Origin of the sequence: Halorussus salinus, assembly GCF_004765815.2 — an archaeon.
In the GTDB taxonomy this organism is placed as follows: domain Archaea; phylum Halobacteriota; class Halobacteria; order Halobacteriales; family Haladaptataceae; genus Halorussus; species Halorussus salinus.
Window position 1 is genome coordinate 1 of the sequence record NZ_ML974129.1, and the last position, 13,367, is coordinate 13,367.

10 protein-coding genes are annotated in these 13,367 nt (G+C 69.6%); 4 read left to right on the forward strand and 6 right to left on the reverse strand.

Annotation, left to right across the window (positions count from 1 at the left end; translation table 11 throughout):
• Positions 1-207 precede the first annotated feature (207 nt).
• Genes EPL00_RS11855 through EPL00_RS11870 form a run of 4 tightly spaced genes read right to left on the reverse strand, consistent with a single transcriptional unit; the run spans position 208 to position 5,722 of the window.
• Complete coding sequence (locus tag EPL00_RS11855; protein ID WP_135854381.1) at positions 208-1,815, reverse strand: lipopolysaccharide biosynthesis protein; 1,608 nt, start codon at positions 1,813-1,815, stop codon at positions 208-210.
• 39 nt (positions 1,816-1,854) lie between these two features.
• Positions 1,855-4,206, reverse strand: coding sequence for a xanthine dehydrogenase family protein molybdopterin-binding subunit (locus tag EPL00_RS11860; RefSeq protein WP_135854382.1), 2,352 nt, complete (start codon positions 4,204-4,206; stop codon positions 1,855-1,857).
• Positions 4,203-5,189 (reverse strand): FAD binding domain-containing protein, encoded by a 987-nt coding sequence (locus EPL00_RS11865; RefSeq protein WP_135854383.1) that lies wholly within the window; start codon positions 5,187-5,189, stop codon positions 4,203-4,205. The genes EPL00_RS11860 and EPL00_RS11865 overlap by 4 nt, the downstream gene beginning before the upstream one ends.
• Positions 5,186-5,722: a (2Fe-2S)-binding protein gene (locus EPL00_RS11870; RefSeq protein WP_135854384.1), complete on the reverse strand. Its 537-nt coding sequence runs from the start codon at positions 5,720-5,722 to the stop codon at positions 5,186-5,188. The genes EPL00_RS11865 and EPL00_RS11870 overlap by 4 nt, the downstream gene beginning before the upstream one ends.
• Before the next feature lie 220 nt (positions 5,723-5,942).
• On the opposite strand from EPL00_RS11870, the gene EPL00_RS11875 reads away from it, so the two are divergent.
• The 4 genes from EPL00_RS11875 to hisD all read left to right on the forward strand — a co-directional run bounded on the left by EPL00_RS11875 (position 5,943) and on the right by hisD (position 11,319).
• Entirely contained in the window at positions 5,943-6,950 is a 1,008-nt protein-coding gene (locus tag EPL00_RS11875; RefSeq protein WP_238398188.1) for an extracellular catalytic domain type 1 short-chain-length polyhydroxyalkanoate depolymerase, read from the forward strand.
• 1 nt (position 6,951) lies between these two features.
• Entirely contained in the window at positions 6,952-8,448 is a 1,497-nt protein-coding gene (locus EPL00_RS11880; RefSeq protein WP_135854385.1) for an extracellular catalytic domain type 1 short-chain-length polyhydroxyalkanoate depolymerase, read from the forward strand.
• Between the two features lie 88 nt (positions 8,449-8,536).
• Complete coding sequence (locus EPL00_RS11885; protein ID WP_135854386.1) at positions 8,537-9,967, forward strand: glycosyltransferase family 2 protein; 1,431 nt, start codon at positions 8,537-8,539, stop codon at positions 9,965-9,967.
• 77 nt (positions 9,968-10,044) lie between these two features.
• A complete protein-coding gene (gene hisD, locus EPL00_RS11890; RefSeq protein ID WP_135854387.1) occupies positions 10,045-11,319 on the forward strand; it encodes a histidinol dehydrogenase in 1,275 nt (424 codons plus the stop codon).
• Between the two features lie 6 nt (positions 11,320-11,325).
• Here hisD and EPL00_RS11895 read toward each other — a convergent pair whose 3' ends face one another.
• Positions 11,326-12,771: a hemolysin family protein gene (locus EPL00_RS11895; protein ID WP_135854388.1), complete on the reverse strand. Its 1,446-nt coding sequence runs from the start codon at positions 12,769-12,771 to the stop codon at positions 11,326-11,328.
• A 171-nt stretch (positions 12,772-12,942) separates the two neighbouring features.
• Complete coding sequence (locus EPL00_RS11900; protein WP_135854389.1) at positions 12,943-13,311, reverse strand: HesB/IscA family protein; 369 nt, start codon at positions 13,309-13,311, stop codon at positions 12,943-12,945.
• Positions 13,312-13,367 lie beyond the last annotated feature (56 nt).

The following is a 13,367-nucleotide window of genomic DNA, read 5'->3' on the forward strand; positions in this document are numbered from 1 at the left end:
AGTACTGGAGTGCGCGAGCCTCTGGAAACCCCGCTTCGCCGCCTCCCACTCATACCCACACACATCACCCCCGACCAGCACCACGCTGGCTCCGGGGGTTTCCTCATTTCGAACCAACCGAAAATCCTCGATACGTCCCTACTACACACAACCAGTGATCCCCGCAACCCTCGTCGAGGAGCCCCGTCCACCAGTAAAAGTGAACCGTTACCGGAGCGACGACGGAAGCGCGTTCCGGTACCGGTCGGCGAGCGTCGCGCCGAGTCGTCGTTCGACCGTCGTGAACCCGAGGAGGCCGAGCGACGCGCCGTACGCGATCAACCCGAGCGCGGTTCCGACGACGAGCGCCACCGCGCCCGAGAGTGCGAACCGGGCACCGAGTGCAACGGCCGCCAGCGGGACGCCAGCGACCAGCGGCTTCGCGTGGAGGCGCGTGAACGGTTGTAGTCCTTCGAGGTAGTACAGCACCGCCACTTCGAGTCCGTTGTTGACCGTGAGCATCAGAAGATAGCTCGCGACGAGTCCCGGAAGTCCGAACGTCGTCGTCAGCGGAATCGCCGTGACCGTCAGGAACGCGGTGATGACGAGGTTGACGACGAGGAGCGCCCGCTGGTGGTCGGTCATCGTCAGCAAAATTCCGACGCTCCCCGCGGCGCAGGCGGCGTACTGCGCGAGGACGAACCCCGGCAACAGCGGTGCGTACTCGACGAACGTCGGGCCGAACAGTCGCATCACCGACTCGCGGTAGACCACCACCGGAATCGCCAGTCCCGTCACGCCGACCAGCACCAACCGACTCGTCACGTGATAGAGTCGCGCGAGCGCGTTCCGGTGGCCCTCTTCGTGGAGCGCGGCCGCGACCGGCGGGATGAACTGGTTGATACCCATCAACGGCAACCGAACCAGCGTCCCGACGAGGACGCCGACTGCGAATACGCCGCCCGCGACGCTCGACAGGAACACCGCGATGAGTGGATAAAACCCGAGGCGTTGGGTGGTCGTCGCGATGCCGCCGACGAACAGCGGGAGCGTGAACGAGAGGTATTTTCGGCGGAGACGCCGCGCGTCTCCGCCTCGGAGCCGTGGCCGGAAGCCGCGCTCGCGGACGAGCCACGCCGCCGCGCCGATGCCGGTCAGCCCCATGACAGCCAGCACGCCCGCGGCGGCGAGCGCGAGGTCGTGGAAGACGAACGCGGCGACCGCGCCGACGGTGAGCTGTGCCGTCGGGAAACAGACCCGTAGCGTGAGGTTGAGCGGGCCGACGGCTTCGATGCCGCGCAGAACCTCGGTGACGGTGAACAGCCAGACGCCCGCCGGGAGTCCGACGGCGAAGATGCGCAGGAACAGTTCGAACTGCGCGCCCTCGTCGGCGGTTCGGGTTACGAAGGGCGCGGCGACGAACAGCACGATACCGAACGCGGCGGCCGCGCCGACGAGGAGTAGTCCCGCGAACGTCGCTAGCGAGTCGCGTTCGGCGTCCGAATCGGCGTTCGGCAGGAATCGGCTCAGTCCGCGCCGGAAGCCGAGCGCGACTCGGAGCAAGTACCGCTGGAGTCGCCGGGCGAGCGCGAACGCGCCGTAGGCACCCGCCGAGAAGCCGTTCGTCAGGACCGCGGTGAACGCCAGCGTCAGGCCGCGCTGAACGAGGATAGCCGGTACCGAGACGGTCGCGCCGTGGGCGACTCGCTCCAGCGCGTCTTCGAGGCGGGCCTCCACGGGGTCGCCTTCGAGCGTCTCGCCGGTCGGTGAGAAGTCGCTCGCGGCCGACCCGTCGCGTTCGGCGGCCGCCTCGCTTTGGGTCGAGTCCGGGGTCACGGTCGGACTTGCGCCAAGCCCGGAATAAGTCCGCCGGTCCTACCGCTCGGCCTCCCGAATCGCGCGCCAGACGCGCTCGTCGGTCAGCGGCATGTCTACGTGGCGGACGCCGAGCGGTTCGAGCGCGTCCGCGACCGCGTTCGCGAGCGCGGGCGGCGCGCCGATGGTCCCGGCCTCGCCGACGCCCTTCACGCCGAGGTCGTTGCGCGGCGAGGGCGAGACGGTCGCGCGGGTCTCCATCTCGGGAATCTGTTCGGCCCGCGGGACGGCGTAGGTCTGCATCGAGTCGGTCAGAAGCTCCCCGTCGTCGTCGTAGGCGGTCTGCTCGTAACGGGCCTGTCCGATGCCTTGAGCGACCCCGCCGTGAATCTGGCCCTCCACGATAGTCGGGTTGACGCGCTCGCCGCAGTCGTCGGCCGCGACGTAGCGCAGTATCTCGATGTCGCCGGTCTCGGGGTCCACCGCGACGACCGCGACGTGGGTTCCGTGGGGGTAGGTCGTGCCCTCCGGCTCGTAGAACGTCGTCGCCTCCAGCCCCGGCGAGAGGTCGTCGGGGAGGCCCGGCCCGTAGGCCGCCGCCGCGACCTCCGCAAACGAGACCGTCTCGTCGGAACCGCAGACCCGGAAGGTCCCCTCGTCGAGCGCGACGGCGTCCGGGTCGGCGTCGAGGAGATACCCCGCGACTTGCCGGGCCTGCTCGCGGACCTCGCGGGCGCTCTCGGCGACCGCGTTCCCGCCCGCGATGGTGCTTCTGCTGGCGAACGTCCCCGTGCCCTTCGGAATCCGGTCGGTGTCGCCCTCGCCGACCGCGACGGTCTCGTAGGGGACGCCGAGTTCGTCGGCGACGATTTGGGCGTAAGTCGTCTCGTGGCCCTGCCCGTGAGAGTGGGTTCCGGCGTACGCGCGGACGTTTCCGTCGGGTTCGACGCGGACGACGCCGCTCTCGAAGGAGAACCCGCTCGACTCCACGAGACAGGCCACCCCGACGCCGACGTAGCGGCCGTCGTCGTCGCGCTCCGTGGCCGTGCGGTCAGCGTAGTCCACCGCGTCGAGCGCCGCGTCCATCGTCGCCTCGTAGTCGCCGCTGTCGTAGGACGCGCCGACCGCGGTCTCGTGGGGCAGGTCCTCGGGTGCGAGTTGGTTCCGCCTTCGGAACTCCACGGGGTCCGCACCGAGTTCGCGGGCCGCGGCGTCCACCAGTCGCTCGGTGACGTAGATGGCTTCGGGGCGTCCGGCCCCCCGATAGGAGTGGACCGGCGCGGTGTTGGTGAACGCGACGCTGGTTTCGCAGTGAATCGCGGGCACGTCGTACTGGCTGGCCAGTAGGGTGCCGTAGTTCGCGGGCATCGCCGGACCGGCACCGAGGCCGTAACCGCCCGCGTTCGCGCGGGTCTCGACCCGGAGGCCCCGAATCGTCCCGTCGTCGTCCACCGCCACCTCGCCGCGGGTTCGGTGGTCCCGACCGTGGTTGCCCGCGAGGTAGTTGCCCCGCCGGGTCGCGGTCCACTTGACCGGGCGACCGAGTTCCATCGCGGCCCACCCCGCCAGCGAGTCGCCGGGGTAGGGCGTGTTCTTGTGGCCGAATCCGCCGCCGACTCGGGGCGCGACGACCCGGATGTCGCTCTCGGTCAACCCGAGCGAGTGGGCGAACTTCCGGCGCTCGCCGTGGGGTGCCTGCGCGGTCATCTCGACGGTCAGTCGCTCGTCGCCCGCCGACCAGCGCGCGAGCGCGGCCCGCGGTTCCATCGCGGTCGGCATCAGCCGGTTGTTCTCAACGTCGAGGGACACCACCCGGTCGGCGTCCTCGAACGCCGCCTTGGTCTCCTCGGCGTCGCCCAGTTCGCTCGTCAGCGCGAGGTTGTTCGGGACCTCCTCGAACAGGTCGGGAGCCGACTGTTCCGTCGCTTCCGCGGGGTCCACGACCGCCTCGCGCTCGTCGTAGGTCACGTCTACGGCGCGGGCCGCGTCGGCCGCCGCGTAGCGGTCCTCGGCGACCACCGCGGCGACCGGTTGACCCTGATACCGCACCCGGTCGCGCGCAAGAAGCGGATGCTCCGGCGGGTCGCAGTCGAGCGGTCCCGTCGCCAGCGGGAGCGTGCCGGGCGCGTCGGAGGCCGCCACGTCCGCCCACGTGAACGCCGCGACCACGTCCTCGCGCGCGGCCGCCTCGGACGTATCTACGTCCACCACGTCGCCGTGCGCGCACTCGCTCCGAACCAGCGCGAGGTGGGCCATCCCCGGCGCGCGCAGGTCGTCGGTGAACTCCGCCTCGCCCCGGAGGAGCGCGGCGTCTTCCCGTCGCGAAACGCCCTCGCCGACCAGCGACTCGTCGGTCTCGTCCCCGTCGTCGGCCGACCCGGCGGCGTCGCCCCGAGGAGCCGACTTGCTCATCGGTCCACCTCCTCGCGCTCGGTCGGTCGCTCGCCCGGCTTACTCCCGGTCGCGTTCGCCACCGCGGCCGTCAGCGCGCGCTCGGCGTAGACTCCGAGCAGGTGAAGCCGGAACTCGCCGGAGGCCGCCACGTCCGAGCGGGCCTCCTCGGGGTCGAGTTCCGCACCCGCGCGCTCGGCGGCGTCGGCCAGCGTCTCGGCGTTCGGGTCGCGGCCGACGAGGGCCTCCTCGACGGCGGGCAGTCGCATCGGTGCGTCGGCGACGCCGGTGGCCCCGAGGAGGGCCTCGGTCACGGTCCCGTCCGCGAGCGCCAGCGAGGCCGCGACCCCGACCAGCGCGTACCCCGTGGCCGGGTGGGTCTTCTTGGCGTACGCGCCGCCCGCGGCGACCGGTCGGTCCTCGTCGCGTCGGTCTCCGGCCGGGTCGCTCGCGTCGGACACCCGAATCTCGGTCAGGAGTTCCCGGTCGCCGAGGTCGGTCCCGCCGTCCGCGCGGAAGAACGCCTCGGCCGCCATCTCGCGCTCGCCGTCCCGCCCTTCGAGGACGAGCGTCGCGTCGGCCGCGAGCGCCGCCGCCGGGAGGTCCGCCGCCGGGTCCGCCTCGGCGAGGTTCCCGCCGACGGTCCCGCGGTTGCGGACCTGCACGTCGCCGACTTCCGCCGCGGCCTCGGCCAGTTCGGGGGCGATTTCCCGGACCCTCGCGGCGTCGGCGAGCGTCGCGTGGGTCGTGAGCGCGCCGATTGCGGTCGAATCGTTCTCGCCTCCTCGTTCTCGCTCGCCCTCTCGTCTCCCGACGCCGCGCAGGCGGTCTATCTCGGTGATGTCGATGGCGACGCCGAAATCCGCCGCCCCGGTCTTCGCGTCGGGGAGGAGACCGTGGCCGCCCGCGAGGAGAACCGGCTCGTCGTCGCGGTGGCGCTCCAACAGGTCCAGCGCCTCCGCGACCGACGACGCCCGGTAGTAGTCGAACTCGGGCGGAATCACGAGTCGTCACCTCCGGCCGGAGTTTCCGCGGGGTCGCCCGAGTCGCCGAACGCGGAGTCGGCGTTCTCCTCGGCTTCGTCCGCGACCCGCTCGATGGCGTCCACGACGTTCTGATAGCCGGTACACCGACAGACGTTGCCCTTGAGCGCGGCCCGAATCTCGTCGCGGTCGGGGTCCGGGTTCGTGTCGAGGAGGTCCACCGCGGTCGTCGCGATGCCGGGCGTGCAGTAGCCACACTGGAGTCCGTGGGCCTCGTGGAGCGCGGTCTGGACCGGGTGGAGGTCGTCACCGCCGAGTCCCGCAGCGGTGGTCACGTCGCTCCCGTCGGCTTGGACCGCGAGGACGGTGCAGGACTTCACGGCGTCGCCGTCGAGACCGACGGTACAGGCCCCGCACTTGCCCGAGTCGCAACCGACGTTGGGCGCGGTGTAGTCGAGTCGGTCCCGGAGCGCGTGGACGAGCAGAGTTCGGGACTCGACGGTCAACTCCTCGGTCGTGCCATCGACGGTCAGGGTGATGTCGTGCGTCGTCATGGTTCGTGGTGGTGGTGAGTCGTCATGGCTGAGGTAGTGGCGTGTCCACTGGTCGATACGTTCTCGTGTGCCACCGACGTACTAATATCCTCGCTGAATCTCGCTCCTGTAAGCGAATCTATCACTATTCGAGGTGTCTGTCACGCGAGAAATAATTTCCATATCTGTCTGGCAAATTTTACATATTAACCTCTGGTTAGATTACCGCTCGGGTCGAGGTATGCTATGTCACGTCATGAACTGCGACAGACGCACGCTGATGAAATCGGCCGGTAGCGCAGTTGTCGGAGCAACTGTTCTCGGTAGCGTCGGCACCGCCGCGGCCTCGGGGTCGTACACCAACGAGTACTACAGCGGCTTCGACTACTGGAAGTACGTCCCGGACGGCGTCGGGGCGGGCGACCCCCTCGTGGTGATGCTCCACGGCTGTTCGCAGACCGCCGACCAGTTCCGCGAGGAGACCCGGATGAACGCGGTCGCCGACCGCGAGGGGTTCGCGGTTATCTACCCCGACCAGTACAACGCTCGGAACGGCGCGCTCTGCTGGAACTGGTACTACGACGCCAACACCACGCGGGGCAACGGCGAGGGCGCAGTCATCGCTGGGATGACGCAGGAAACCATCGACGCCGAAGGACTCGACTCCGAGCGCGTCTACGTCGCCGGTCTCTCGGCGGGCGCGGCGATGGTTCCGAACCTGCTGGCGGAGTACGCCGACATCTATGCCGCGGGCGGCATCCACTCGGGGCTGGAGTACGACGCGGCCGAGACCGCCACCGGCGGCACGATGGCGATGTCCTACGGGGGTCCCGACCCGCAGAGTCAGGGCACGCAGGCTTACGAGACGATGGAGTCCTACGGCATCACCAGCGAGATTCCCACCATCGTCTTCCACGGCACCGACGACGGGACCGTGGACCCGATTAACGGCCATCAGGCCGCCGAACAGGCGACCCAGACCAACGACCTCGCGGCCGACGACGCGGACGACGGCGGCATCGACGACGACCCCGACGCGGTGAAGGACGGCTACGCGGACGCCTACGGTTACACCGCCTACGAGTACCACGACGCGAGCGGCGACTCAGTGGTCGAGAAGTGGCTGGTCGAGGGGATGGACCACGCGTGGTCCGGCGGGGTCTCGGGCGGGGAGTTCACCGCGCCGGGCGGCCCGGACGCGAGCGAAATCATGTGGAACTTCTTCGACGGCCGAACCCGGAGTGAGTAAAATGAATCTACAACGACGCACCCTACTGAAGTCGCTGGGAAGCACGGTCGGCGCGGCCGCCTTCGCGGGCGTCTCGGCGGGCGCGGCCGGGAACTACACCTCTGAGAGCTATAACGGCCGGACCTACAAGAAGTACGTCCCGACCGGGGCCGACGGTTCGAGCGACGTGCCGCTGGTCGTGATGCTCCACGGCTGTACGCAGAGTCCCGACTCGTTCAAGGACGAGACCCGGATGAATCAGGTCGCCGAGCAGGAGACGTTCGTCGTCATCTACCCCGACCAGACCACCAGCGCGAACTTCAACGAGTGCTGGCAGTGGTTCAACGACGCCAACACCACTCGCGGGAGCGGCGAGTTGGCGCTCGTCAAGGGAATGGTAGACCAAGTGAAATCCGACCACGCCATCGACGACGAGCGAGTCTACGCCGCCGGGTTCTCGGCTGGCGGGGCGTTCGTCCCGAACCTCGCCGTGGAGTACGCCGACGTGTTCGCCGCGGCCGGGGTCCACTCGGGCCTGATGTACGACGTGGCCGAGAGCCAGACCGGCGGAACGACCGAGATGAGTAGCTGTAGCGGCGCGCCGACGCCCGCCGGGAAGGGCCAACAGGCCTACGACCGGATGGAGGAGTTCGGCATCACCCGACCCGTGCCGACCGTCGTCTTCCACGGCACCGACGACTACACCGTCTACCCCTGTAACGGCGACGAGGAGGCCGAGCGCGCGACCGTGACCAACGACCTCGCGCTCGACGGCGCGGACGACGACAATCTGGACTACACCGCCGACGACACGGTGAACGGTTCGGGGTCCAGCCTGAGCTACACGAAGTACGAGTACGCCGACGACGCCGGAACCGTCTGGGTCGAGCAGTACGAGGTCGAGGGCATGGGCCACGCGTGGTCCGGCGGAGCCTCCGGTGGCTCGTACACCGCGCCGGGCGGTCCCGACGCCAGCCAGCGCATCTGGAACTTCTTCTCGCGGTTCACGCTCGACGGCGCTGACGGCGGGTCCGGTGGCGGTGACGACGGGGGCGACGACGGCGGAAGCAACGCCGTGCCGACCGCCGACGCGACCGCGAGTCCGACCGACCCCGCGGTGGGCGCGACGGTCTCGTTCGACGGGTCGAACTCGTCGGACTCGGACGGCTCCATCGCGTCCTACGAGTGGGAGTTCGGCGACGGCGCGACCGCGACCGGGGCGACCGCCAGCCACAGCTACGACTCGTCGGGCGACTACACCGCGACGCTGACCGTGACCGACGACGCGGGCGCGACCGACACCGCCTCCGTGACGATTTCGGTCGGCGGCGGGAGCTTCGAGGGCTACTGCGACACCGACGACAACTACGCTCACGTGCAGGCTGGCCGGGCGTACTCCTCGGGCGGCTACGCCTACGCCGAGGGTTCCGACGAGAAGATGGGCCTGAACAACACGTTCTACACCACGACGCTGAAGGAGACCTCGGAGGGGTACTTCGAAATCGTGGACGGCTGTTAGCTCCCGAACTCCGGATTTGGATTTGGATTTTCGAGGGTCGCTCGCCCCGGCCTCAAGCCGTTTCCGTCGCCGACCGTAACACCGACCAGTGGAAGTTAGCGACTCCGAAACCGAGACGGTCGGGCGACGAGCGGCGACGTACGCGGCGAGTGCGACGTTGATTTCCGGCGCGCTCGCCGCACCCGCGGTCGTCGCGCCCGCCTACTCCCGAGCGGTGGGCACGCTCCTCGTCGTACTTGCCGTCGGAGTCGCACTCCGGGCCGCGGTCGGTACGGCGCTGGCGTTCCGACCCGCGGACGCGCTCGGTCCGACCGAGGAGACCGACCCGAGTTCGCCCGACGAGTGGCCGACCGTCAGCGTCGTCGTCACGGCCTACGACGAGGCCGACACCCTGTCGGCGACCGTCGAGGCGTGTCGTCGCCTCGACTACCCCGCGGACAGACTCGACGTACTGCTCTGCTACGAACGAGCATCGACCGACGGGACCGCCCGCATCGCCGAGCGAGTCGCGGCCGACAATTCTCGATTCCGGGCAATCGAGCGCGACGCGCCGCCCGGCGGGAAGGCCCCGGCCGCGAACGTCGGACTGCGCCACGCGACCGGCGACGTAATCGCGTTCGTGGACGCGGGCCAGCGACCCGAATCCGGGGCGCTCCGGCGGGCCGTCGCGTGGTTCCGAGGAGACGACGACGCGTGGTGTGTGAAAGGACGCTGTTGGGGGACCAACGCCGGGGACTCGCCGGTCGCGCGCCACGCCGCCGTCGAGCGCCACCTCGCCGAGCGCGGGGAGTTCGTCGCCCGCGAACTCGCCGACGGATTCACGCTGTTCACCGGCGGACTGGCCTTCTTCCGCCGGGAGGCGTTCGCGGCGTTGGGAGCGTTCGACGAGACGGTCCTGCTGGAGGACGTGGAGTTCGCCTCGCGGATTCACGCCCGCGGCAAGCGCGTCCGCGTGGACCCCGGCGTCGTCTCGGCCGAGACCAACCCCGCGACGGTCGGGTCGTGGTGGAGTCGCCGCAAGCGGTGGGCCAGAGGAGGCATGCAGGTCGCCCGCCGGTATCTCGGGTCGTTCGCCCGGAACGCCGACCTCCCGGCGCGCCTCCGCGCGGACGCCGTGGCGACGTTCGGCGGCCTGCTCGCGCTCCCGGTCGCGCTCCTCGCGCTTCCGGCGGTGCTGGTCGGTCTCGCCGACGGCGGCCCGGCGAGCTACGTTCCCGCCGAGCGGGCGGTCCTGCTCGCCGCCGGGGCCGCGGCGCTCCTGTCCCCGGTCGGCGTCTTCGTCCGGGACGCCCTCGACGGTCGGCCCCACTCGTTCGGCGAGTACGCCGCCGTGCCGACGCTCCCGGTCTACTTCGCCGTCGAGGCCGCGGTCGTCGTGGCCGCGTTTCTGGACGAGTTCGTCCTCCGGCGGCCGTCTGTGTACGTCCCCTCCGACAGGCCGGGCGCGGAGACCGACCAGCACGCGGAAGCCAACCAGTCGAGTGCGGAGGCCGACCGTTCCGCCGAGGGCGACGACTGACCCTCCTCGGGAAGCAGACGGCCGGGTCTCCTCGCCGGAAGGAAACCGTTTTTCGCCCGCGCTCCGAACTCCTCGCCATGAACGTGCAAGAGTTGGCGGACCTCGGTCCCGACGACCGCCGGGCGCTGTTCGACCGCGACGCTGGCATCGAGGGCGTCCGCGAGGACGTGCGGGAAATCGTCTCGCGCGTCCGCGAGGAGGGCGACGTGGCGGTCCGGGAGTTCTGCGAGGAGTTCGACGACGTGTCGGTCGGCAACCTCGAAATCACCGACGAGGCCGAGCGCGCCTACGACCAACTGGACGACGAGATGCGCGAGACCATCGAGACCGCCGCGGCGAACGTCCGGGAGTTCCACGAGGCCCAACTCCCCGAGGACTGGCGGCGCGAGTTCTCGTCGGGTCGGGAGTTGGGGCGGCGGTTCCGACCGCTCGAACGCGTCGGCGTCTACGTCCCCGGCGGGGCCGCGGCCTACCCCTCCAGCGCGCTGATGGGTGTCATCCCCGCGAAGGTCGCGGGCGTCGAGCAGGTCGCGGTGGCGACCCCGCCCGCCGACGAGATGAACCCCGTGACGCTCGCGGCCATCCACGCCGCGGGCGCGGACGCGGTGTTCAACGTCGGGGGCGCGCAGGCGGTCGGCGCGCTGGCCTACGGTACCGAGCAGATAGATAGGGTCCAGAAAATCGTCGGCCCCGGAAACAAGTGGGTCACGGCGGCCAAGGCCGAAGTGCAGGGCGACGTGGCCATCGACTTCCTCGCCGGGCCGAGCGAGGTGCTGGTCGTCGCCGACGAGACCGCCGACCCGCGACTGGTCGCGGCCGACCTCGTGGCGCAGGCCGAACACGACCCCGAGGCCTCCGTGGTTGCCGTGACCGACGACCGGCAAACTGCCGAAGAAATCGCCGAGGAGGTCGCGGCCCAACTCCCCGAGCGCGAGCGCGAGGAGGTCGCCCGTCGAGCCCTCGACAGCGACGTGAGCGGGGTCTTCCTCGCGCGCTCGCCGAGCGAGGCCATCCTGTTCGCCGAGGAGTACGCCGCCGAACACCTCTCGATTCAGGCCGACGACGACGAGGAGATACTCGACCGCATCGAGAGCGCCGGGTCGGTGTTCCTCGGACCCTTCACCCCGGTCGCGGCGGGCGACTACGCCAGCGGCACGAACCACGTTCTGCCGACCAACGGACTGGCAAAGATTACCGGCGGCCTCTCGGTCGATACCTTCCTTCGAGAGACCACCGTCCAGCGGTTGGACGAGGACGCGCTCGGCGACCTCTCGGAGACGATTACGACGCTCGCGGAGGCGGAAGGATTGGAGGCCCACGCCGAGAGCGTCCGCAAGCGATTCGAGGACTGAGACCGCTCAGTTCTCTCGGTCGTCTTCCGGCCGCTTCACCTGTTTCTCCTCGGCGTCGCCGTCTCCACCGCTCTCGCTGGCGTCACTCCCACCGGTCGGCGCGCCGTCGCCGCTCTCGGCGTTCCCTCCGTCCGACTCGTCGCGCTCCCGAACCGCGACCGTCGAGACCCGAGCGCCGTCCACCTCCTCCACGTCGAGATAGTAGCCGTCGGTCTCGACGCGGTCGCCGACCTCCGGCGCGCGCCCGAGTCTGTCCAGTACCAGTCCGCCGATGGTGTCGAAGTCCGCGACCTCGAAATCGGCGTGCAGGCGGTCGTTGACATCCGAGACGGCGACGCCGCCGTCCACGGAGAAGCTTCCGTCGCTCCGGCGGTCGATGGAGGGCTCGCGGTGGTCCACGTCGAACTCGTCCCGGAGGTCGCCGACGACGACCTCCACGAGGTCCTCGACGGTCACGATGCCCTCGAACGACCCCCACTCGTCGATGACCGCGGCCATCTGTCCCTGCTGGTCCTGAAACTCCGAGAGGAGGTCGTTGATGCGACCGGTCTCGGGGACGACCGGCAGGTCGCGCGCGAGGTCCGCGGCCGTGACCGCGGCGGTCCCGTCGGCGGACTCGCCCGCCTCCAGCACGTCTTTCACGTCCACGTACCCCACGACCTGATTGCCGTCGTCGGCCTCCACGACGGGGTAGCGCGTGTGTCCCTCCTCGATTATCAGCGTTCGGAGGTCCGACAGCGGGAGGTCGGCGGGCGCGCTCACCACGTCGGGGCGCGGAACCATGACCTCCCGGACGGTGATGTCGTCGAGGTCGAACACGCGCTCTATCATCTCGACCTCCGACTTGTCGATGTGACCTTGCTTGCCCGAGCGCGTCAGCACCATCAGGAGTTCCTCCTCTTCGAGGCTCTCCTCGCTCTCGGTCACGGGCGGCACGCCGATGAGTCGCGTGAAGGCGTTGGCCGTCCCGTTGAACACGACGATACCGGGCACGAACAGGTAGTAGAAGAACTTCATCGGGGGCGCGGCCAGTAGCGAGACGCGCTCGGCCTTCGCGATGGCTATCGTCTTCGGCGCGAGTTCGCCGAAGACGACGTGCAGGAACGTGATGAAGCCGAACCCGACGGCGAAGGCGACGAGGTGGACGAGGTTCGACGGGAGGAGCGACCCCAACACGGGTTCGATGAGCGCCGCCACGGCCGGTTCGCCGATCCACCCCAGACCGAGCGACGATATCGTGATGCCGAGTTGGGTCACCGCGAGGTAGTCGTCGAGGCTCTCCATCGCGGTCTGGAGCGTGTTCGCGCCGGGCTTGCCCTCCTCGACCAGCGTCTCGACGGTGGTGGCCCTGATTCTGACGAAGGCGAACTCCGTGGCGACGAAGAAGCCGTTCAACACGACCAGCAGGAGCGCGAGGAGGACCCGACCGACCGAGAACGCGAGGTCTACCATCCGCGCCTCCGCGGCGGCCCGGTCGAACCGCGTCGTGTCCGCACGAGCGAGTCGTCGCGCGCGGCGCTATCCGGCACCGGCGCGACGGCTACGTATCCAGTCATGCATTAGGGTAGCGTTCACGATGTGATAAGAATGACCTTCCCGCTCGGCGGCACCCGACCCCGCGAGCTACGTCCGGAAGCTCTCGCCACAGCCACACTCGCTGACGACGTTCGGGTTCTCGACGTGGAAGCCCGCACCCTGCAGGCCGTCCTCGTAGTCCACGACGCTCCCCTCGATGTAGTTCATGCTCGCGGGGTCCACGAACACCCGGAGACCGTGATGCTCGTACACCGTGTCGTCTTCTTCCGGCTCCTCGTCGAATCGCATCCCGTAGGAGAGGCCCGCACAGCCGCCCTGCTGGACGAACAGGCGGAGTCCGGCGATTCCCGTGTCTAGCTCCTCGCTCTCCAGCAGTCCGAGTGCTTCGTCGGCGGCGTCGGGCGTCACCTCGATTTTCGGCGTGGCGTCGCCGTCGGGTGCGGTGTCGGTACTCATACCTCACAGTTGCGCGGCCGGGGTGTTAATCCTGACGCCGACGGCCGAACTCGTTC

What these genes read in the sequence shown, in the direction of transcription:
- EPL00_RS11880 (WP_135854385.1), top strand. Translation starts at nt 6,952, where the DNA reads ATGAATCTACAACGACGCACCCTACTGAAGTCGCTGGGAAGCACGGTC.
- EPL00_RS11860 (WP_135854382.1), bottom strand. Translation starts at nt 4,206, where the DNA reads ATGAGCAAGTCGGCTCCTCGGGGCGACGCCGCCGGGTCGGCCGACGAC.
- hisD (WP_135854387.1), top strand. Translation starts at nt 10,045, where the DNA reads ATGAACGTGCAAGAGTTGGCGGACCTCGGTCCCGACGACCGCCGGGCG.
- EPL00_RS11870 (WP_135854384.1), bottom strand. Translation starts at nt 5,722, where the DNA reads ATGACGACGCACGACATCACCCTGACCGTCGATGGCACGACCGAGGAG.
- EPL00_RS11895 (WP_135854388.1), bottom strand. Translation starts at nt 12,771, where the DNA reads ATGGTAGACCTCGCGTTCTCGGTCGGTCGGGTCCTCCTCGCGCTCCTG.
- EPL00_RS11900 (WP_135854389.1), bottom strand. Translation starts at nt 13,311, where the DNA reads ATGAGTACCGACACCGCACCCGACGGCGACGCCACGCCGAAAATCGAG.
- EPL00_RS11875 (WP_238398188.1), top strand. Translation starts at nt 5,943, where the DNA reads ATGCTATGTCACGTCATGAACTGCGACAGACGCACGCTGATGAAATCG.